The organism is Caldibacillus debilis DSM 16016 (genome assembly GCF_000383875.1).
Lineage (GTDB): Bacteria > Bacillota > Bacilli > Bacillales > Caldibacillaceae > Caldibacillus > Caldibacillus debilis.
The window spans coordinates 99,551-119,945 of the sequence record NZ_KB912913.1 but is presented as its reverse complement, the minus strand read 5'-3'; the positions used below and the strand labels follow the sequence as shown (position 1 = coordinate 119,945).

The 20,395-nt window shown below is 56.3% G+C and carries 20 protein-coding genes and 1 pseudogene; 1 reads left to right on the top strand and 20 read right to left on the bottom strand.

Annotation, left to right across the window (positions count from 1 at the left end; genetic code table 11):
* Window positions 1-22 precede the first annotated feature (22 nt).
* Window positions 23-2,113: a DNA topoisomerase III gene (locus tag A3EQ_RS0115325; protein WP_020156037.1), complete on the top strand. Its 2,091-nt coding sequence runs from the start codon at window positions 23-25 to the stop codon at window positions 2,111-2,113.
* A gap of 180 nt (window positions 2,114-2,293) precedes the next feature.
* Here A3EQ_RS0115325 and A3EQ_RS0115315 read toward each other — a convergent pair whose 3' ends face one another.
* From A3EQ_RS0115315 to A3EQ_RS21290, 20 genes and pseudogenes are all read right to left on the bottom strand, one after another.
* Window positions 2,294-2,803 carry a tetratricopeptide repeat protein gene (locus A3EQ_RS0115315; RefSeq protein ID WP_020156035.1) on the bottom strand — a complete coding sequence of 170 codons (510 nt, stop codon included), beginning with the start codon at window positions 2,801-2,803 and terminating at the stop codon, window positions 2,294-2,296.
* A 174-nt stretch (window positions 2,804-2,977) separates the two neighbouring features.
* On the bottom strand, window positions 2,978-3,430 hold the full coding sequence (fosB, locus tag A3EQ_RS0115305) for a metallothiol transferase FosB (protein WP_407637035.1): 453 nt from the start codon (window positions 3,428-3,430) through the stop codon (window positions 2,978-2,980).
* A gap of 117 nt (window positions 3,431-3,547) precedes the next feature.
* Window positions 3,548-4,513: a LacI family DNA-binding transcriptional regulator gene (locus tag A3EQ_RS0115300; protein ID WP_020156032.1), complete on the bottom strand. Its 966-nt coding sequence runs from the start codon at window positions 4,511-4,513 to the stop codon at window positions 3,548-3,550.
* Window positions 4,514-4,701: 188 nt separating this feature from the next.
* The gene (locus A3EQ_RS23245; RefSeq protein WP_370741164.1) at window positions 4,702-4,974 is read right to left on the bottom strand and encodes a glycosyl hydrolase family 65 protein; all 273 of its coding nucleotides are present in this window, start codon (window positions 4,972-4,974) and stop codon (window positions 4,702-4,704) included.
* A 66-nt stretch (window positions 4,975-5,040) separates the two neighbouring features.
* On the bottom strand, window positions 5,041-5,208 hold the full coding sequence (locus A3EQ_RS22575) for a hypothetical protein (RefSeq protein WP_154652894.1): 168 nt from the start codon (window positions 5,206-5,208) through the stop codon (window positions 5,041-5,043).
* A gap of 131 nt (window positions 5,209-5,339) precedes the next feature.
* Window positions 5,340-5,873 (bottom strand): hypothetical protein, encoded by a 534-nt coding sequence (locus A3EQ_RS21845; RefSeq protein WP_154652893.1) that lies wholly within the window; start codon window positions 5,871-5,873, stop codon window positions 5,340-5,342.
* 112 nt (window positions 5,874-5,985) lie between these two features.
* A pseudogene (locus A3EQ_RS21840) lies at window positions 5,986-6,501 on the bottom strand (GH36-type glycosyl hydrolase domain-containing protein); the annotation flags it as partial.
* A gap of 251 nt (window positions 6,502-6,752) precedes the next feature.
* Complete coding sequence (locus A3EQ_RS21300; RefSeq protein WP_020156028.1) at window positions 6,753-8,174, bottom strand: FMN-binding glutamate synthase family protein; 1,422 nt, start codon at window positions 8,172-8,174, stop codon at window positions 6,753-6,755.
* Complete coding sequence (locus tag A3EQ_RS21295; protein ID WP_020156027.1) at window positions 8,158-8,442, bottom strand: hypothetical protein; 285 nt, start codon at window positions 8,440-8,442, stop codon at window positions 8,158-8,160. The genes A3EQ_RS21300 and A3EQ_RS21295 overlap by 17 nt, the downstream gene beginning before the upstream one ends.
* Window positions 8,443-8,612: 170 nt before the next feature.
* Complete coding sequence (locus tag A3EQ_RS0115255) at window positions 8,613-10,463, bottom strand: AMP-dependent synthetase/ligase (RefSeq protein WP_020156026.1); 1,851 nt, start codon at window positions 10,461-10,463, stop codon at window positions 8,613-8,615.
* A 13-nt stretch (window positions 10,464-10,476) separates the two neighbouring features.
* Window positions 10,477-11,412 carry a R2-like ligand-binding oxidase gene (locus A3EQ_RS0115250; RefSeq protein WP_081626250.1) on the bottom strand — a complete coding sequence of 312 codons (936 nt, stop codon included), beginning with the start codon at window positions 11,410-11,412 and terminating at the stop codon, window positions 10,477-10,479.
* Window positions 11,413-11,708: 296 nt separating this feature from the next.
* Complete coding sequence (locus tag A3EQ_RS0115240; protein WP_040369565.1) at window positions 11,709-12,056, bottom strand: SCP2 sterol-binding domain-containing protein; 348 nt, start codon at window positions 12,054-12,056, stop codon at window positions 11,709-11,711.
* A gap of 185 nt (window positions 12,057-12,241) precedes the next feature.
* On the bottom strand, window positions 12,242-13,372 hold the full coding sequence (locus A3EQ_RS0115235) for a thiolase family protein (RefSeq protein WP_020156021.1): 1,131 nt from the start codon (window positions 13,370-13,372) through the stop codon (window positions 12,242-12,244).
* A 67-nt stretch (window positions 13,373-13,439) separates the two neighbouring features.
* Window positions 13,440-14,282, bottom strand: coding sequence for an SDR family NAD(P)-dependent oxidoreductase (locus A3EQ_RS0115230; protein ID WP_020156020.1), 843 nt, complete (start codon window positions 14,280-14,282; stop codon window positions 13,440-13,442).
* 35 nt (window positions 14,283-14,317) lie between these two features.
* Window positions 14,318-15,106 (bottom strand): enoyl-CoA hydratase/isomerase family protein, encoded by a 789-nt coding sequence (locus A3EQ_RS0115225; protein WP_020156019.1) that lies wholly within the window; start codon window positions 15,104-15,106, stop codon window positions 14,318-14,320.
* Between the two features lie 308 nt (window positions 15,107-15,414).
* On the bottom strand, window positions 15,415-16,617 hold the full coding sequence (locus A3EQ_RS0115215) for an acyl-CoA dehydrogenase family protein (RefSeq protein WP_020156017.1): 1,203 nt from the start codon (window positions 16,615-16,617) through the stop codon (window positions 15,415-15,417).
* Complete coding sequence (locus tag A3EQ_RS0115210; protein WP_020156016.1) at window positions 16,614-17,762, bottom strand: acyl-CoA dehydrogenase family protein; 1,149 nt, start codon at window positions 17,760-17,762, stop codon at window positions 16,614-16,616. The genes A3EQ_RS0115215 and A3EQ_RS0115210 overlap by 4 nt, the downstream gene beginning before the upstream one ends.
* A gap of 34 nt (window positions 17,763-17,796) precedes the next feature.
* Window positions 17,797-18,141, bottom strand: coding sequence for an SCP2 sterol-binding domain-containing protein (locus A3EQ_RS0115205; protein WP_020156015.1), 345 nt, complete (start codon window positions 18,139-18,141; stop codon window positions 17,797-17,799).
* A gap of 543 nt (window positions 18,142-18,684) precedes the next feature.
* Complete coding sequence (locus A3EQ_RS0115195) at window positions 18,685-19,845, bottom strand: hypothetical protein (protein WP_020156013.1); 1,161 nt, start codon at window positions 19,843-19,845, stop codon at window positions 18,685-18,687.
* A 33-nt stretch (window positions 19,846-19,878) separates the two neighbouring features.
* The gene (locus A3EQ_RS21290) at window positions 19,879-20,382 is read right to left on the bottom strand and encodes a DUF6114 domain-containing protein (RefSeq protein ID WP_020156012.1); all 504 of its coding nucleotides are present in this window, start codon (window positions 20,380-20,382) and stop codon (window positions 19,879-19,881) included.
* Window positions 20,383-20,395: the final 13 nt, after the last annotated feature.

The following is a 20,395-nucleotide window of genomic DNA, read 5'->3' as shown; positions in this document are numbered from 1 at the left end:
TCGCAAAAAGAAAGGAGTCTGTATGAAATCCCTAGTTCTTGCCGAGAAACCGAGCGTGGCCCGGGAGATCGCCCGGGTGCTGAACGTTCGGGACGCAAAGAAAGGCTATATCGAAGGAAACCGGTACGTCGTCACCTGGGCCCTCGGCCATCTGGTGGAATTGAAAATGCCGGAACATTACGATCCAAAATATAAAACGTGGCGGCTGGAAGATCTGCCGATCATCCCGAGAAAAATGGAATTGAAGGTGATCCGGGAAACGAGCCATCAGTTCAAGGCCATCGAAAACCTCCTCAAACGGAACGACATAAAGGAAGTCATCATCGCCACCGACGCCGGCAGGGAGGGGGAACTCGTCGCCCGGTGGATCTTGGAAAAAGCCCGCTGCAAAAAAACGGTCAAACGGCTCTGGATCTCCTCCGTTACCGACCGGGCGATCCGGGAAGGGTTTGCCCGCCTGCGTCCGGGAAAGGAATTCGAAAATCTGTACCACTCGGCCGTATGCCGCGCCGAGGCCGATTGGCTCATCGGCCTCAACGTGTCGCGGGCGCTCACGACCAAATACAACGACCCGCTGTCGGCGGGAAGGGTGCAAACCCCGACCTTGGCCATGATCATCGAAAGGGAAAGCCAAATCCAGCGGTTCGTCCCGGAGCCCTATTGGAAAATCCGCGCGGATATCGGGCCCTTTTCCGCCTACTGGGAAGGGAAGGGAGACGGTCGGATCTTTTCCGAGGAAAAGGCGAAGGAGATTTTGGCGAAAACAAAGGGGGCGACGGCGACCGCCGTGTCCGTCGAAAGAAAGGCAAAGACCGAACAGCAACCCCTCCCTTACGATTTGAACGAACTGCAGCGGGACGCGAACAAAATCTTCGGCTTTACCGCCAAAAAAACGCTGAACGTGTTGCAAAGGCTGTACGAAGTCCATAAACTGGTGACCTATCCCCGCACCGATTCCCGGTATTTAACGGCGGATTTGGAAAAGACGTTGGCGGAACGCCTCCAGGCCGTCGAACCGGCTTACCGGGAGGAAGTGAAACCCGCCCTCGCCAATCGCGGAAAGGTGTTGGCCAAGCGGGTCTTCAACAACGAAAAGGTAACGGACCATCACGGAATCATTCCGACGGAAGAGCGGGTCCGCATCGAAGAATTGTCCGCGGATGAGCGGAAGATTTACGATCTCGTCGTCCGCCGGTTTCTTGCCCTCTTCTATCCCCCGTACCGATACGAAACGGTCCGCGTCCAATTCGACGTGAACGGCGAACGGTTTTCGGCGGCGGAAAAAGTGGTATTGGATCCGGGATTTAAAAAAATAACCGGGAAAGATGCCGAAACGGACGGGGAGAAATTCTCCGGGATTTCCCAAGGGGCAAAGTTCCCGGTGAAAAACAGCGAACTCGCGGAAAAGCTGACGGAACCGCCGGAACGTTATACGGAAGCGGATCTTCTCGCCCTGATGGAAAAATACGGGCTCGGAACGCCGGCGACGCGGGCGGAAATCATTGAACGCCTTCTCGAGACGGAGACGGTGGAGAGGAAAAACGGAAGGTTCCATCCGACGGCGAAGGGCAAGCAGCTCATCAGCCTGGTGAACGAGGAATTGAAGTCACCGGCCCTTACGGCCAAATGGGAAAAGGAACTGGAGAAAATCGCCCGGGGAGAGGCGGATCCGGAAACCTTCCTGCAAAACATCCGCAAAGAGACCCGGAAATTGGTGGAGGAAATCAAAACCAGCAGCAAAACGTACCGGGCCTATAACTTGACCGGTTCCAAATGCCCGGAATGCGGGTCTTTCCTGAAAGAGCGGAACACGAAAGAAGGGAAAATCCTCGTCTGCTCCAACCGGGAATGTTCCTTCCGGAAACGGAAGGATCCGGTCCTTTCCAACCGGCGCTGCCCCCAATGCCATCGAAGAATGGAAATCCATCAGGGCAAAGCGGGCCCCTACTTCCAATGCCGCCTATGCAACATCGTGGAAAAGGCGGAGGACCAAAAACCGGTTCTGGACAAACGGGAAGAAAGAAGATTATTGGCAAAATACGCGAAAAAGGAGGAATCCTTCGGCATTTCATTGGGGGATTTGTTGAAGGAGGCCTTGAAGAAAAACGAGTGAAGGCATCCGGCGGCCGTTCCCGCGTCAAGATCCGGCCCGGAAACCCGACGCCACACGGTCCGCCCGGCGCGCGCCCTTTTCCGCCAAAGGCGGAAAAGGGCGTATTCTCTTAAATTTATAGAAATCGTTTACAAATTTCATCCGGGAAGTGGCCCGTCCGGCCGACCGATGGGCCATTCCTTACCATGTTTCGTCCAAATTTTCCGAATAAAACTTTAACGCCCGGCGGTATTCGTTGATCCACTTGTCCCCGGCCGAGCTGAGCAAGGCGTCGAGCAGCAGGGAGACGGCGGCCCTGTTTTCATTCAAGTTGTAGAGGGTCATGGCCAAAAAGGCTTTCATGGCCCCGTTCTCGGGAAATTCCTTCAACCCTTGCATCAGCGTCCTTTTGGCCATTTCATAAAGGCCGATCGACCGGTAGCTGCTCCCCAATTGGATAAAGGCCTTTTCCCGGAGCACCCCTTTGATCCGGTTTTTCAGGGCCTTCTCATAAAAACGGACGGCGTCCCTCTCCAATCCGAGGGTATCGTGGACGGAACCGCAAAAAAAATTCAGCTCGGGATCATCCGGTTTCCGCTCAAGCAGTTCGAGAAGGATCCTTCTCGCCTGGTCGTAATCCTTTTTGTCCAACATTTCCTTCACATTTTCTTCCGTATTTGCGCCCGTATTGGTGCCTGCGTGATTGGACACGGGCGATCCCCCCTCCCCATGAAAATGTTCCGGCTCGTCAAACGGCAAAATGCACGCGGAAAGGTTTTCCGCGAAAAGCCGCCGGACGGGCGGAAAAACTTTCCGTCCTTTTTGGCCGGGAAAGCTCCTTCCATTTCGCGCCCTCCGGGAAAAGCTGCTTTTTCGCGGAACGCCTTAATCGTAAAAAATCATATGTTTCTTTTCTTCCCTGTAATAGGCCAACCGGTCCGCCAATGTCCCCGTGTGAAATTCGAATTTATGGCCGTCCGGGTCGGTAAAGTAGACCGAGGGTTTATCCCGTTCGTCCCGCTCCCTCCCGGGCAGGATGTTCACGCCCCATTCCTTTAATTTTTCCACGATCCCGTCGAAATCCTTCTCGTCGACGGAAAAAGCGATATGGGTATAGGAATGGCGGATTTCGTTCCTGGGAATATCCTTTTCCTCATTGAGGGCGAGCCAAATCCCGCTCAGGTCGAAATAAGCTTTCTTGCGGCCCTTCACCAGCAGTTTCGCACCGAAAACCTTCTGATAAAACCGAATGGATCGTTCCAGATCGGAAACGGAAAACAACAGATGATTCAAGCCGTTAATTTTCACTAGCTTCTCCTCCTGATCCCGGGGGGGCATTCAAATGCTCCGATTCGCCTGCAAAAATTTTACAGGGCAACGCCTCTTTTTTCAAGAGCGAATTCCGCGGGATCCGGCGGAAACGCGGGAAATTAGGGGGAGGGAAAATTTCGGGTTTCAGATTTTCCTCACGGAATTCCCTTCGATCAACGTCACAGAAATCCGCTCGTTCTCGACCGGTTCGTTGTGCAAAAGCTGCAGCAGTTTTTCCGAGGCGACCGCGCCCCATTTTCTTTCGGAAAAATCGATCGTCGCAAGCCGCGGCTGGATATACCGGGCAAGTTCGATATTGTCGAAACCGATGATGTGCACATGCTCCCCGACCCGGTATTCGGTTTGCGACAAATAATTGTACATCCCGATGGCCATTTCGTCGTTCAGGCAAAAAACCCCAACCGGCCCTTGGTATTCCTTGACAATTTGTTCCGCCGCCCGCTCCCCGGAGGATTTTCGGAAATCGCCCCGGATTTCCTTGTAGATGAGATGGGGATGGCGGCCCACCGTCTGCCTTGCCGCCTCCAAACGCTGGTTGGCATCGTAGGATCCTTCGGGGCCGGTTACGACATAAATCCGGTTATGGCCCTTATCGATCAGATAATCGACGGCCAACGTGGCTCCGGCCTGATTGTCCAGCAAAACCTGGCGGATGTTGGGGTGATTCAATTCCCGGTCAAGGACGACGATCTTATGGCCCCGGTCCGCATATCGGATCAGTTCCTCGCTCGGAAAGGTTTGATCCAAAATGATCGCTCCGTCAATCATCCGTTCGGGCAAAAACCGGTGGGATTGTTTTCCGCTGCAGACGATCAATTCGTAGCCGTTGTCCCCCAGCGCCTGCAGCATGCCTTCCAGCAGCTGGCCGTAAAATGCCCCGCTGTAGTCGGTCAAAAAGGCCCCGATGATGTTCGTTTCCCGCTTTTTCAACGAACGGGCGGCCGCATTCGGGACGTAGTTCAATTCCTTGGCGATGGCCAAAATTTTTTCCGCCGTTTCTTCGGTGACCTTCGAGCTGCCGTTCAAGGCGTAAGATACGGTGGAAATGGAAACGCCCGCTTTTTTCGCGATATCTTTAATGCTGACCATAACCTTCTCACCTTCATCTCAATTTCTCTGCCGGCTGCACCTGTCCTCCCTTTCCGCATCCGGCAAACCTCCCGGGAACCGTCTTGCGGAACCCCCGGGCAGGCCGGGAAAAAAGAACCCTTTCGGCCAGGAAAGGGCAAGCGAAGCGCGCCGGAGAAAACCCGGCGCGGCAAGGACGACCGGCGGTTTCAGCAAACCATATCTCGATCGTGATGCCCCCTTCCTGCAAAAGGGGTTCCAGCTGGGCAAACGGCACGCGGAGGCCGGCCTCCCGGTAAGGATTCGCCAGTCTCTTCCCCTCCACTTGCCTTCCGTTGACGAAGATTTTTCCAAGTTTTTTCCTCATTTAAATGATAAACAAAAACTGCCGGTTTTTCCATGATTCCGAAGGAAAATTCCAATCCGTCCAAATGTTTCGGCAATACCGGATCGACGATCAGGTCGCCATCCGAAAAGCGGATCCCCAGGCAGTCGGCGATCGATTCATAAAGATCCCGGGCCCGCTTGAATAAATGCGCCAGCCCCTTTCACGGGAACCTTTCCGGTGCCCAGTTCCGCAAATCTCTTTCCCGCTTCGTAACGGGTGGAAAATCCCCGTCCGAACTGCTGAAGCACGTGTTGCTTTGCCGAATGGCGGCGTTGGGCACGGCTTCCCGGATGCCGACCGGGTTAATGACGAACAGGGCTTTCCACAATTGTTCGCCCCTTCCCAGCTTGGCCAAGGCTTCGATGGAACGGATGCGGGCATGGACATATTGCAGGCCGATCTCCCGGCCGAAGTTGGCCGCCTGTTCCGCCCGCTGAAAATAGGTGCTGACTCCGCCCTTTATATTTCGCGGGCCGGTTCATCAGCCGGACGCCGTCGGGGAAGGAAAGATGTTCGCGGATCACCCTTTCGTGGGCTGCCGCCTCCCCCTTGGTAAATTTTCGCTGATGATCCCCCCGTCATCGGGATCAGCCGGATACGAAATCCCCGTCTTTTCTTCTTTCGAATGGAGCATGTACTCCACTTCGCCGGCCGACTGAAAACGGAGGAAACCCGGGACCATTTCCGTAATAGGCAAGCTTTTTGCGTGGCCAGCATATATTCCGCCGGCCCCGGCAGACATCCCGCGTTCCAAGCGGCGCCGCCGTATTGCTCCAGCCCGCGGGGAACCCGGTAATGGACGAACATATTGTGGGTATACCACCAGGCGATGATGTTCAATTTGCTCAAATCACGGGTCATCTTTCCCCTTTTCGACAGGCGGAACCTTTTCATCGTTTTCCGGAAAAAGGTCCGGAAATTTTCCTTCTCCCGATCCAGTTCCCGTTCCGCAAAGGGCCGGTCTTCCCCGTACAAGCACCCTTGAATGGCCATTTCCCAGCTGCTCGTTGCAAAAAACGCCAAAACCGCCAGGGAGGCGGGATCCCCCAGGCCCCCTCCAGAAAGATCCGCCCGCCGGCCAAGCGGAATTCGGCCCCGGCGAGCTTCATCCGGTAGCACAAATCCGGATAAACCTCCCGGCAGGGCGACTTTTCACCCGGCGGATCGTGAAGGCATTCCCTTCCTGGCGGATGGTGAAGGGATGCTCATAATCATTGGGCCCCATGGAAATCTGGCCGGTTGCGAGAAAGGAATAGCTTTTCCCCTCTTCCGACCGGCATTCCAAACGGATTTCCGGACCGGCGGATGACGCATAATTGGTGATGATGATGAGATCGTCATCCGTCTTATAATACCAGCGGACGTAAAACCCGATTTCAAACAGGGAAGGCATTGCGAGCAGGCGGTAAATCCCGCGGATCCGGACGCAAATCCTTTGCCCGGAAGTTTTCAGGATGTTCAAAGGATTTCTCGTATTCGTCATCATTTTGTTGAAATTGATGTTGCCGGCGGAAATGCGGGAATTGAAAACCCCGTACATGTAGGCGGTAGTCGTCATGATATTCTCGCATTTTTTCAAGTGATTTCCGGTAAACAAAATATGATCGTTAGCCTTTTCACGGAAAGCTCCTTTTCTTTCAAAACCACATGTTCATAGGTGCCGGTGAAAAAGTAAAGGGAAAAGGCAGGCGGACCGGCACCCCGGTTCCCTTCCCGGAAACGCGCCCCGGCCAGGCCGCTTCGCAAACAAACAAACGGCCCCAGCCCTTTGATTTCCGGGCCGAAGCCGTTTCAATCCCATTTTCTCATTTCATCCGGCGGTTCGACAAGAGCGGGCCATACGGGCCGCCGGCCGTTCCGGCCGCCTTTTCCTCATTGAAGGAAATGTTGCCCGCCTTCCCGCTCCGCCCGGGGAGCCGGAAAAAGGTAATCCGTCCCTTCGAAAAAATCATCCTGCCGCTCGGGAGCAACCATTCCAAAGGGAATTCCCGCCGCCTTGGCGATAAAAGGATCCAAGGTGCACAGGTCGGATTTGGCGATATCGGCCAATGAGGTCTTCCCGAGGGTCACGGCTACGGCTTCCATTTCCATGACGCAGGCATTCAAAAACCGGAAAAGGTTTTTCGCGCTTTTTTCGACATCGAGCTGATCGGTCATCTTTCCGTCGTAGACGACCAGGCTCGTCGGCGGCTCGAAGGGAAGGGTTTCGACGATCTGGTCGCCGATCATGGCCATGATCGCGGCCGTCCCGATATAGACCGCATCCGCCCCGAGGGCGATGGCTTTCAGCATCCTCCCCGGGGTGACCAGTCCCCCTGCGGCGAGCAGGCTGACTTTTCCGGTTCCTCCCTTTTTGGCCAAAAATTCCGCCGCCCGCGCAATTCCATACAATGTCGGCAGGCCGACATCATCCTGCAAAATGGGGGCGCCTCCGTGGGTTCCCCCTTCCGCCCCGTCGATCGTCACAAAATCGACCTCCGCCTCGAGAGCGATCTGCAATTCCTTTTCCAAATGGTGGGTCGCGGCGATTTTTAACCCGACGGGAACGCCGGTTTCATCCTTCAGCCGCCTGACCAGCCCGATGAACGCCTCCTTCGTGTCCACCCCCGGGAGACGGGAGTGGATGACGGCGTCTTCCCCTTCCCGCAACCCGAAAACCTTCCGGAAATCTTCGCCGATTCGTTTCGCGCTCGTCCTTTGCGGCGCCGAACCTTGCGCCCCTTGGCCCAGCTGGATTTCGATCGCATCCAGCCGCCGGTATTTTTCCGGGGTGTTCAGCCAGCCGCCCCGGTTGTATTGGCCGATCAACAGGCCGGCCGCTTCCCGTTCTTCCCTGAGCAGCCCCGCTTCCCCCGTGTTGGTCGCCGTCCCGGCCAAAGCAGCCGCTCTGGCCAGGGCGATTTTGGCCCTTTTGCTCAAGGCGCCGCCGAAGGACATCCCGGCGATGAGAATCGGGATGGAAACGGTCAACGGTTTTTTTGCGGCGGGGCCGATGGTTACGGAAGTATCGATCCCCACCTGTTCGGGCACGGGAAAGCGGAACAGGTGCACGGGGCTGAAAAGGATTTTTTCCCAAGGGGAAAAATTCAGGGGACTTCCGAGGGGACGGGGTACGGGCACGCCGTGATGGGCGCGCATGGCGATCTCCATCAAGTTGATCGGTCCGGTTTTCGCGCCCGAGGGCAGCATCTCGAACAAGTTTTCCCCGTATTGATCCCGGATGGCCCTCGTAATGGCCTTATCCACCGTTTCGTTAATGGCGGACTGCAGCAGGTTTTCAATGAACCGCCTCATGATTTCCACGCTCCGAGGTCCCCGATCCCGCTTCTTCTTGCAGCATTTCGCCGATCTTCTGCGAAAGCGACAGGCAGATCGTCCTGATCGCATTAAGCTGGCGGGCGGCATTTTGCTCTTCGACGGCCAGATCGGCAAGCTCCCTCTGATCGAACCGATTCAATTGATGGAAATGTTCCTTTTCGATGGCGGAGAGGGTGCCGGCCATCGTTTCGATCCGCAGGAGTTCGGAGCGGATGTAGGCAAGGGTATGTTTGGGATCTTCCATAGCTGTCACCTCTTTTTTCATATCATATCCCGCGCCCCTCTTTCCTATGCGGGCACATGAAAGCCGGCACGGGAAAAGCTTCTCCTTTTCGCAAGGCGTCGGGGGAAGATCCCAGACATTGGAACGGACAAGCCCTTCAAAGGGAGAATCTGGCAGATCGCAGAAAAACGTCATGAAGCCGTTACGATTTTCAGCTGCTTCTCCTTGCCTCCATCTTCTTCGGCATAAGCCCTTTCGATCCAGGACCGATACTTCTGTTCGACCACGTTCAAACGTATGGAAAGTTTCGGCGTCAGTTCCCCGCTTTCCACCGACCACTCCCCGGCGGCGACGATGAGTTTCTTCGGCTTTTCAAAATCGGCGAAGGGGGCGGTCTGCCTTTCCACCTCCCCTTTTAAAAGCTGTTGGACCGCCTCGTGCCGGAGGAGGCCGTCATAGGTTTCCTCTTCGATGCCATTGTTTTTCGCCCAGGAAAAAAGCTCCTCATAGTCGGGTTTGATCAGGGCGATCACATATTTCCGCCTGTCGCCGACGAGAAGGGAATATTCGATGTAACGGCTTTCGTTCATGGCGTTTTCCACCGGTTGGGGGGCGACGTTTTTCCCTGTCGAAAGGACAAGAATCCGTTTTTTCCGGTCGATGATCCTTAAATAACCGTCCTCGTCCAATTCGCCCAAGTCCCCGGTTTTCAGCCAATCCCCATCAAAGGCCTCCGCCGTCGCCTGTTCGTTTTTATAGTATCCTTTCATGACGCTCGGGCCGCGGACGAGGATTTCCCCGTCGGGCGCGATCTTCACTTCCAGGTTGGGAAGCACCTTCCCGACCGTCCCCGCCTTGGCGCGCACCATCGGATTGGTGGAAATGACCGGGGCCGTTTCCGTCAACCCGTAGCCTTCCAGGATGGGCAAATCAATGGCCCAGAAAAACTCGGCGATGTTCCGGTTCAAGGTCCCGCCGCCCGACACCATCCCCCGGATCCTTCCGCCCAATTCCCTTTTCACTTTTTGATAGACCAGTCTGTCGGCGATCTTCCACTTCCTTTTCAAACTTTTCGGCATCATGTCTCCCAAGACGAGCTGGTCGGTCCTCGCCTGCAAATAAAGCTCGTACCTCTGCTTTCCCACGTTGACGGCCCATTGGAACACTTTTTTCTTGATGGGGCTGCCCCTTTCGATTTCGTCCATGACCTTGGCATAAACTTTCTCGAAAAACCTCGGAACGCTCGTCATGATCGTCGGCCGGACTTCCTTCAAATTTTCCGGAAGCTTGTCGATGCCTTCCGCATAGGCGATCGTCACGCCAACGGAGAGAAGGGTATAGTGGCCCGCCATCCTTTCGAAGACATGGGACAGGGGCAAATAGGATAGGGCGAGATCATCGGGGGTGATTTCGATGAGCCAAAAGTTGACCGCTTCGATGTTGGACAAAAAATTTCCATGGGTCAGCATGACGCCGAGGGGCCTTCCCGTCGTTCCGGAGGTGTGGATGATGGTGGCCAGCCGGTCCCGGCCGATCTCCCGCCAAAGGTTTTCCCAATCGGCGAGCAAATTTTCGTTTCCGATCGCTTCGAGCTGTTCGAAGGTGAGGTCGTTCACGGAAGGATGAAAATCGCTGTCGGGATACATGGTAATGATAAAATCCACTTTCGCTTGGCTGTCCAAGATCTTTTGCCGTTGGACCCCGTTTTCCGCCACCACGGCCCGGACGTCCGCATTTTCCAAAATATGCCTGACCTGATTGGGAGGCAGCGTGGGATAAACGGGTACGCTCACGGCTCCGATGCTGGCCAGGGCGAAATCGGTGATCCCCCACATCGGATTGCTGTTGGAAAGAATGGCCACTTTATCATCCGCTTGGATGCCGAGGCGGCGGAACCCGGAGGCGGCCCGGCGGATTTTTTCCCAAAAGGTTCCGTACGACATTTTTTGATAAACCCCGTTTTCTTTCCATAGGAAGGCAGTTTTCTCCGGGAAACGCTCCACCGTGCGGGCAAGCATTTCCACAAGATTTTTCGGCTTCACTCTCCCATCCCCCTTAAAACGACGTTTTCCGCTCCACCGCTCTCGCCCATGCTTCATCCAATTCGGCCGCGTTTTCGTACCGTCTCCCCCGTTCGACTTGGCGTTTGCGGATCTCAAACTGTTTCTTCGCGTATTCCCTCATGAGTCCGGCGTCAAAGACGAGGGACGACCGCACCCACTCCTGGGCCATCTGCAGTTCGTACAAGGTCGTCAGATAATCGATGACTCCGTAGGCATGGGGCCACAATTCATCCATATCCCCGATGAACAGCCGGAAATTTTTTTCATTGCCGGCGATCAGCCGTTGAATCGTGTAGATCCCGAAATGAAGGTGGCGCCCTTCGTCCCTGTTCAAATAATCGATCCCCCGTAAAATCCCCGGAAACAAACCGGCCTTTTTAAAAATTTGCCGGAACGAATAATAGCCGGTCTCCGCCAGAATCCCTTCCACCACCATGTTGTAGATGGTCGCCGCCCGGATGATTGCTTCCGGGGAATCATCCGTATACAGCCGTTCCATCCGCTCCGGCAGCTCCTCGTAAAAAATCCGTTTGTAGCTGTCCCCGTGAAAGGCTGAAAGATTGATGCCGCCGATGCCGATCTCCCTTTGCCACCGGGAAAAAAGTTCCGTATGTTTCGCCTCGTCAAACATGAAGGTCGTTAAATACAGGGTGTCTTCCAGCCGCCCTTGCCTCGCCAGCGCCTGAACCATGGGAAGAATATCGATGGTCACCGCCTCCTCCCCGCCGGCAAAGGATGCGATGAGGGGAAGGATGACCATTTTTTCATCATCGGTCATCTTCCCATAATCGGTTTTGTCGCGGCTGAAATCGATCTCCGCCGGATCCCATTTTCCGTTCCTTTTTGCCTTCTCATAGAGTTTGAACATCGGAGCGTTCCAATTTAACTGGCCCTCCACCGTTTGAAAATGATCATGGGCCATTCCCATTCCCCTTTCTTCCCGAATCGGACGGATTCATAAAGCGGGCGGTTGCTTTCCGGCCTTCGGGTGTGTCGGCCGCCCGGAACGGACGGTTCGGATCAATTCCCGTCGGAAAACCGTTCACAGGGGCTCGCGGTCCGCCGGAATCCCGGATGGCTATTTCGATATTGCCGGGCAGAAAGTATTTAAAGGGGCAGGCCGGTCCGCCGGAATCTCCCGCGCTCCCGGACCTTATCAAGCCGCCAGCCGGCGGGATGATAAGCGAGAGGAAGATCGGTTGCGCCCGCCGAATGCAAGACTGCTTAAAAATTGACCGAATTCAGCAAGGTTTGCAGCTTCAAGGCGAGCCCCATATTCCCTTTAATTTTCAGTTTTCCGCTCATGAAGGCGACGGTGGGGTTCAATTCCTTAGCCACCAAGTCTTTAAAATGATCCGCTTCCAGGATCAAGATGACGTTCGGTTCTTTCTCGGCCCCTTTCACCGCCCTGCCGCCGTTTTCATCGATGATCATCTGAAAGATGCCGCCATCCTCCCCTTGCAGGTCGAATTGATAGACCCCTTCTTTTCCCTTCGCCGCGGCCGGATCATGTTTCAAGGCGGCATCGATCATGGCGAACACTTCCTCGGTGCTTGGTCTTGCAAAACGCATTCCCATCTCCTCCATTCCTTTCGATCGTTATGAAAAGGATTTCATGCGAAGGTGCGGCTGCTTCATGGCCAATCAGCCGCATCTTGTGCCGTTGCGCAGCCGGGTTTCCCGGGAACATGCCGATGATTCTAACGGGCGCCTTTGACCATGGTGACGCTGATTTTTCCCGGGAAGATGCCAATGAATTATAATCGTTCGATGACCGTTCCCGTCGCCATGCCGAACCCGATGCACATCACCTGAAGGCCGTATCTGCCGTCCATGTCCTCCAGCGCATGGAGCAACGTCGTTAAAATCCTCGCCCCGCTCGCCCCTAAAGGATGGCCGAGGGCGATGGCACCACCGCGGGGATTCACCTTTTTCATGTCGGGATGAATTTCCCGCTCCCAAGCCTTCACGACGGAGGCGAAGGCCTCGTTTATTTCGATCACGTCGATCTGTTCGAGGCGAAGGCCGGCCCTTTGCAACACCTTTCTTGTCACGGGGATGACGCCGGTCAGCATCATGACCGGATCCACGCCGACGGCCGCCCGCGCGATGATCTTCGCCCTCGGTTTCAGCCCGAGCTTTTCCGCCTTTTCCTTCGACATGAGCAATACCCCGGCTGCCCCGTCGCTGATCTGGCTTGAATTGCCGGCGGTGATCACCCCCGAGTCCGGAAGGAAGGAGGGGGAAAGCCCCGCCAATTTTTCCATGCTCGTATCGCGGCGGATCCCTTCATCGGTTTTTACTTCCACCCCGTTTGCCGCGAGCGGCAGGATTTCCCGTTGGAACCAGCCTTTGTCCGTGGCCTCGGCCGCCTTCCGGTGGCTCTCCAGGGAAAATTCATCGAGCTCGGTCCTCGACAAATTCCAGTGTTGGGCGATCCATTCCGCCGACATCCCCTGGGGAACGACCTGATATTTTTCCAGAAGCTGCTCGCTGAAATCTCCCAGATCGCTTCCCATCGGCACCCGGGACATGCTTTCCACCCCGCAGGCGATGACGATATCGCTGTCCCCGGCCAAAATCGCTTGGGCGGCGCAGTGGATCGCCTGCTGGCTGGATCCGCACATCCGGTTGATGGAATAGGCGGGAACGTCCACCGGGAGGCCGCTGGCCAGCACCGCCATCCTCCCGATATTCCCTCCCTGTTCGCCGGTCATCGTGACACAGCCGGCGATGACGTCGTCGATTTCCATCGGATCGATCCCGTTGCGCTCCACCAGGGCTTTCAGGACGGGAGCGAGCAAATCGACGGGATGGACCCCGGAAAGGGCTCCCCGCTTTTTCCCGATGGCCGTTCGCAGCGCGTCGACAATGACGACTTCCCTCATGTGGCCAACTTCCTTTCTCTGAGATTGGTTTTTCGGTTCCGGAGACGGTCCGCTTGCGCAGGCGGCTTTAAAAGGTAAACAGTTCGATGCCTCCGGAAACGTTCAGGCCGATACCGGTAATGTAGCCGGCTTTGTCCGACGCCAAAAAGGTGACGGCATTGGCGATGTCCTCCGGCCTGCCCGGCCGCCGGAAGGCGGTGCGTTTGATCATCCGTTCGTTCATCGCCGGATTGTTCATCTGGAAGGCTTCCGTCCCGATGATTCCCGGCACGATGGCGTTCACGTTGATGCCGTGCCGGGCCCCTTCCAGGGCCATGCTTTTTGTAAAGCTTAAAATGCCGCCCTTCGACGCCGAATAGCTCGCCTGTCCGAAGCCGCCGAGGGTTCCCGCCACCGATGAAAGATTGACGATCTTTCCGTATTTTTGCTCCTTCATGTAGGGCCAGACGGCTTTGGTGCAATTGTAAGTGCCGGTCAAATTGACGTTTAAGTCCCTTTGCCAGAGGTCATCGTTTTGATCCTCGATCTGGGACACATGATCCAGCGTTCCGGCGTTGTTGACCAAAATGTCAATCTTCCCGAATTCTTCCTTCACTTTGGCGAAGACGGCTTTGACCTGTTCCCTGTCGGTGACGTCCATCTTGAGGGCGATGGACCTGCGGCCCATCTCCCGGATTTCCTTCGCTGTTTTTTCCGTATAGATGACATTTGCGCTCTGCATGATTTGTGCCATCGGCCCGTATTTTTCGGCGGTTCTTTCCCTTTCCCCGTCCGACTCCAGCAGGATATCGGTTATGACCACATCGGCACCGGCTTCCGCCAGGGCGAGGGCCGTCGCCCGGCCGATTCCCCTGGAGGCGCCGGTTACAACCGCAACCCTTCCCTTTAGCAGCTCATTCCATGAAGACATGTTTCCACCTTCTTCCGAATATCATTTGTGTCCGGCTAGATAAACCGCGGTTTCTCCTTATTGAAAAAGGCGGACAATCCGATGGCCGGTTCTTCCGTCCGAAAGGTTTCGGCAAAGGCCTTCGCCTCCGCCGCCAATCCCTCTTCCAAAGGAAGATCCGCCGCCCCTATCGCCCGTTTCGCCAAACCCATGGCTTTTACGGCGCCTTCCGCCAATTCTTCGGCAAACGCCTCCGTTTCCTCTTCCAGCCGGTCCGGTTCCACCGCCCGGTGGATGAGGCCGATCCGTTCGGCATCCTGCGCCTCCAGGCGTTTGGCGGTGAAGATCAGTTCCGTCGCCTTCGCCCTCCCCAGCAATTTGGTCAGCCGCTGGGTGCCCCCCGCTCCGGGGATGATCCCGAGGGAAACTTCCGTCAAGCCGATCTTTCCCTTCCCCATGAAGCGGAAATCGCAGGCCAAGGCGAGCTCGCAGCCTCCGCCCAAGGCATGGCCGTTGATGGCGGCGATGACCGGCTTCGGCAATTCGGCAATTTTTTGGAAACAGCGCTGCATCCTCGCGCTGCCCTTTTCGATTCCGTTCTCCTGCCCGGCAAGGGCCGCGCCGTCTTCGATCATCGCCTTTAAATCGGCCCCGGCAAGGAAGATTTTCGGATGGGCCGAGGCGATAACGAGGACGCGGACGGCGTCATCGTCGGCCAGCCGGCCGGCGGCGTCCTCCAGTTCGTTCATCAACGTTTCGGTAATGGTGTTGACAGGAGGGTTGTTGATGATCATCCAAGCAACCCCTTTCTCCCGTTTTCGGATCTCGAGCGTTTGATAGGACACGTTTTTCCTCCTTTCACGGGCGGCGGGCAAGTCGATGCGGCGGATTTCCGAAGCTATTCGGCACGACACGCATGCCTTGGCGTCCGTTATCCGCCGGTTTAAATGGCGTTACTTGCACCGGATGCACAGAAACAAGGTTCCCTTGCGCAGGACGCGGTTCCTCCCTAATACAGCGGTTCCGGATCCGGCCGAAGGTGCGCTAACGATGCTTCCTGCCCATTCCGTTTCCTTTGCGGGATCCGCTGCCCCTTTCCGCATTGCCCGCCCCCCTTGATTTTCAAAACCGGGTTTTTCGAACGCAAAACCGATCAGACGCGGATTCGGTAAGGGGCGTATTGCCGCCGGGCGATGACCAGATGCTGGATTTCGTTGGTCCCTTCAAAAATATCGAACACTTTCACGTCCCGGTACCATTTTTCCACCGGGTGATCCTGAAGCCCCGCCGGCCCCAACAATTCCAGGCATTTCGCGCAGACGGCCAGGGCCATTTTCCCTGCAAAGGCCTTGCACATGGCGGCTTCTTTTGCGTTTTCCATCCCGAGATCCGCCTTCCAGGCCGCTTCCCATGTCAGCAGCCGGGCCGCGGCGATATCCTGTTCGGCCTCGGCGAGCAGCTCGGCCGCCAGCCGATAAAATTTCCCTTGCTTCGGAAATTCCCGTTTTACCAAATCGAGGGTATATTCAAAGGCGGCCCGGGCGATGCCGACGGCCATGGCGGCGACGATCGGCCGGGTGCTGTCGAAAGTTTTCATCGCCACTTGAAAGCCCGCCGTTTTCGCCGCCTTCCTTTCGTAAAGCGCTTCTCCCCCGAGCAGGTTTTCCTCGGGGACAAAACAGTCTTCAAACAGCAGCTCGGCGGTTTCGTTGGCGCGCAGCCCCATTTTTTCCACGATCTTCGGTGCGCTGAACCCCTTCGTCCCCTTTTCGACGACGAACGCCCGCTGCCCCAGCCTTCCCAGCCCGGGATCCACCGTGGCGAACACGACCACCCAGGAGGCCCGGGCGCCGTTGGTAATAAATATTTTTTGTCCGTTCAAAATATACCCGCCTTCCGTCTTCCGCGCCGTCGTCCGGATGGCGGAAGCGTCCGATCCCGCTTCCGGTTCGGTCAAGGCGCAGGCGCCCCAGCGGGGTTCATCGGCGGTAAAGATGGAGAGAAACCGCTCCTTTTGTTCGTCCGTTCCGCTCGTCTGGATGGGCGGTCCGCCCAGCCCCGGCCCGGGGAGGGACAACGTTACGGCCGCATCCCCCCAGGCCAGCTCCTCCATGGCAATCACCCCCATCCGGTTCGCCTCGTTCTCTTTTTTCGTACCCCCGCTTTTTCCCCTGCCTCCCGCAAAAGAAGACGGGTTTAAATGGATCCCCATTTTGTTCACCTTTTCCAGCCAATCGCCGGGGACTTGTTTTAACCGCTCCGCCTCCATGGCGATGGGCCGGATTTCGTGTTCGGCAAACCAATGGGCCAATTCCTGCATCTGTTTCTGGCGTTCCGACAATTCGAAGGAAATCATGAAACGGCCACCCCCTTGTCTCCGGCGATGAGATGTTCGCCCCGCTCCAACAGAAGCTCCCGTTCCCTGCCGTACAGCATCACCTGGGCCTGGGCATCCCGCATCCATTTTTCCACCGGATATTCTTGGACGTATCCGTGCCCGCCCAGAAGCTGCACGGCGGAATCGGTGATATATCGGAGCGCCCGGTGGGCCCTGGACAGGGCGCGATTCGCAAGGCTTTGCCCGCGGGCGGGATCTTCCTCCGCTTTCATGGCGCTTTCCAGGACGAGGAGTTCCGCCGCCCTTAACTCGATCGCCATATCGGCGATCCGGAAGGAAACTCCTTGGAATTTGGCGATTTCCTGCCCGAACGCCTTCCTTTCCGCGGTATACGCCGTGGCGTAGTCGAGCGCCGCCTCCATCAGCCCGGTTTCCTTCGCGGCTTCGAGGATCCGGATCCGCGTCCTTGCTTTTTCGAGGAGCTCGCGGGCTTCCCTTCCCTTCGCCAAAATTTGCCCTTCGCCGATCTCCGCCTCCCGGAAGACGACTGAGGCGATCCCGGCGGTTGACAGCCCCAAACGGCCGTTTCCTCCTTCCGCCTCCCATGAATCCCCTTCCTCCAGGAACAGCAGCAACTCTTCACCGGATGCATCCGCCGCCGCAACCATGAGAAAATCGCTGAAGGCGGCCAGCCTGACCGGTGCCGATCTTCCGTCGAGAAGGTACCCCTTCCCCCTTTTTTCCAGCCGCAGCGGGCTCCCCGGATATTCCGGGCCGCTTCCGGCGTCGATGAAGGCGATCGTCTTCCCCTTTCCGGCAACGAACTGTTCTTTGACCCTCCTTAATTTTTCCAGATCCGGCAGGAAACGGAGGACCGAGGCGGCGTCCCCGGCGCCGGGAAGGCTTTGCGCCACGGCAAGATCGCCGTAGGCGAGGCCTTTCCAGATGAGGGACTGGGTCGCCAAAGGAAGTTCCAGGCCGTGCCATTCCGCCGGCAGCTCCATGGCCAAAAAGCCGAGTTCCTCCAGTTCGGCAATGAAACTTCCGGGGATTTGACCCGCCTTTTCAAAAGCCTTTGCCTGCGGCCGGATCCTTTCCACGGCCACTTGTTTCGCCATTTCCGCGAACGCCCTTTGCTCTTCGGTCGGTTGAAAAGAGATCAACGGCAGTTCCTCCCCATCGCATCATATCCGGGTCTCATCCGTTGGCCGCCTTCCGGAAAGAGGCGAACAAATCCTGCAGTTTCAGGGCGAGGCCCATGTCCCCTTTGATTTTCAAGCGGCCGCTCATGAACGCCTTGGTTCCGTTTAAATTCCCCTCCGTCATTCGGATGAAATCTTCCTTCGTCATCACGAGCGTGCATTGGGGAGATTCCGCTTCCTTTTTTTCGATCCGGCTGTTTTCTCCGTTCAGGATCAGCTGGAAAACCGAGCCGTCATCGTGGAATTGGAATTGATAGACGGCGGCAAGCCCTTTTGTCAGGGATGGATCCGCTTTCAATTTTCCGCCGATCCTTTGAAAGATTTCTCCAATTTCCGTCATGAAGCATCCTCCTTTGCCTATGGAATCACCAATTGCCGGTGTATGTACATCATAAAAATTTTTTCGGGAAAAAGGTATTCCGTACTTAGTCGTGTCGAAAAAGGAGGGATTTCATTTTTTCCGAAAATTGTACGTCTTTTTGGTTTCCGCTCCGGCGAAAGCACCCTCCCTTGCGGAACAGGACCGGACGGGAGCAGGCGGGAAGGAAGCGCATGGCCGTCTTCCCCGTTTCGCCGGCGCGGCCGGGGGCCGGGAAACGAGCGGAAAAGACCGTTCCTGGCGGAGGGAAAAACCTTTTCCGGGGCGCGGACCCGGTGTCGGCGCGAGTCCCGCGGGCCCGATAGCCGTAATCGTGCAAAAGGTTAAGGATGCTTATCGGATTTTCACCCGATCGCCGGAACGCCCGGTTCTTGTTTCTTCTTCCCCATCATGGTCCCGAAAGGCAGGAAAAAGCCGTTTCCCGTCGCAGGAGAAACGGCCTTCTTGCTATCGCCGGCCGAGATGCAGCCTTTGACGATGCCTGTTCCGTTTGGTTCCGCGGACTTAAGATTCCGCTTCGAATGCCTGTTCCACTTGCTCCCATCTTTTCCGAAGCCCGGTGAATGTCCGGTCGAATTCCGCCCATTTTTCCTTGAACGACCGAAACTGCATGTCCAAGGAAGCCCATTTATCCTTCAACGCCTTCCATCGGTTTTCGGCCCCAAGCAATCCGCTGTTCCCTGCATCCTTCGCCGTCTGGCCGGAAGAAGGACCGGCCGGATCTTGGGCTCCCGGGGAAAGTTTTCCGGTTTGTTTTAATGCGGCCAAGGTGCTTTCCGCCTTTTCCAGCCGCCCCTTGATACCGGTTAGGGCGGTTTCCAATTCTTCGGTTTTTTCCTTCAGCCATGTATGGTCTTCTTCCAATGCCCGCAGCAGTTTTTCCGCTTCACCGATCGGCGGCTCCGGCGGTTTTTCTCCCGTTCCCTGCCCGCCATCTTCTTCCCCCGGATCGGATGTCAAGCTCTTTTCGATTTCGGCAAGCAAAACCGCCAATTCATCCGCCTTCCCTGCTTTCAGCACCTCATCCAGCCTGGCGGAAGATTCCGCCAACGCCTTTTCCAGATCCTGCGCCTGATGCAGATCGTCTTCCAGCCCGCGGGAAAGGGCCGCAAGATCCGCCTGGCTTTTCCGTATTTGTTCGGCCATATTTTCCCCCGCATGCTTCATCGCCGCCTGTCTGTGGCATTCGGATTCGTAGCAGGACGTGATGCGGGCGTCGGGCAAAACGATCCCTTCGGCGGATTGGCTGGTCACCGTCATGACCACGTTTTCCAGGCAGATCCATCCCGCTTTGCTCGGCTGGCAGAAACCCGTAAAGGAAGGCAGGGTCCCGCCGTGGGTTTCCCCCTTCAAATTTTTCACGGAGACGATTCCGGCGGAACGGATTTGGATGACAAAGGGTTCCCGATCCCCCTTTTTTTGCAAGGTTTTTGCAATGGTCAATCCGTAAATATTCCCTTCTTGGATGTCGATCTTCCCCGTCAGCGCCCCGAGTAAATCCATCGCCCCTTCCACTTTGTCGGCCGTAACGGTAAAGCCGCCGCCGGATTCCCCCTGTTCCGGCCGGTCATCCGCATTGACCGGGAAATCAAGAGAGATGGACAAGAGGAAGGAGACGGCAAAAAGGAACAGCAGAATCCTACGTTTATGGAAACGTTTCTTCATCGAAATTCACCTGTTTTCCTGATTTTCTGTTCTTCACGCCTGCAGCGATCCCGTGCCGGCGTCCGGGACGGAGGGGGCAGGTTCTCCCTTCCGGCTGCCGCCGGCGCCCGGCCCGAAACCGGAAAGGTCGACTTCATGCCTTTCCCATCCGACCAGCAAGGAGCCGGAAACAATCCCGAGGATCGTTCCGATCAGAAAACCGCCTAACGCCCCCATGATGGAGAGGACGGAAAGAAAAATGACAATCACCCCGAAAACGGTTGAAAATTGGGGGTAAATCAAGGAAAAGATGCCGAGGATCAGCAGCAGTCCCCCAAAAAGGAAGCCGATGAATACGAAGGTCCCGGGAATGAAGGCGATGGCGTACAAATGCAGCGGGATGTACAGGATCACGAGGGCGGATAAAATGGAAAGAACGCCGCCCCAAAAAGGCCTTTCGTTTTTCCAGCGGGCGAATCTCCCGCCCTCCGCCAATCTTTCATAGGCCTTCCGCAGCTTTTCTTCCCTTTTCAATCTTCTTTTTTCTCTTCTATTCATTCAGATCCCCCTT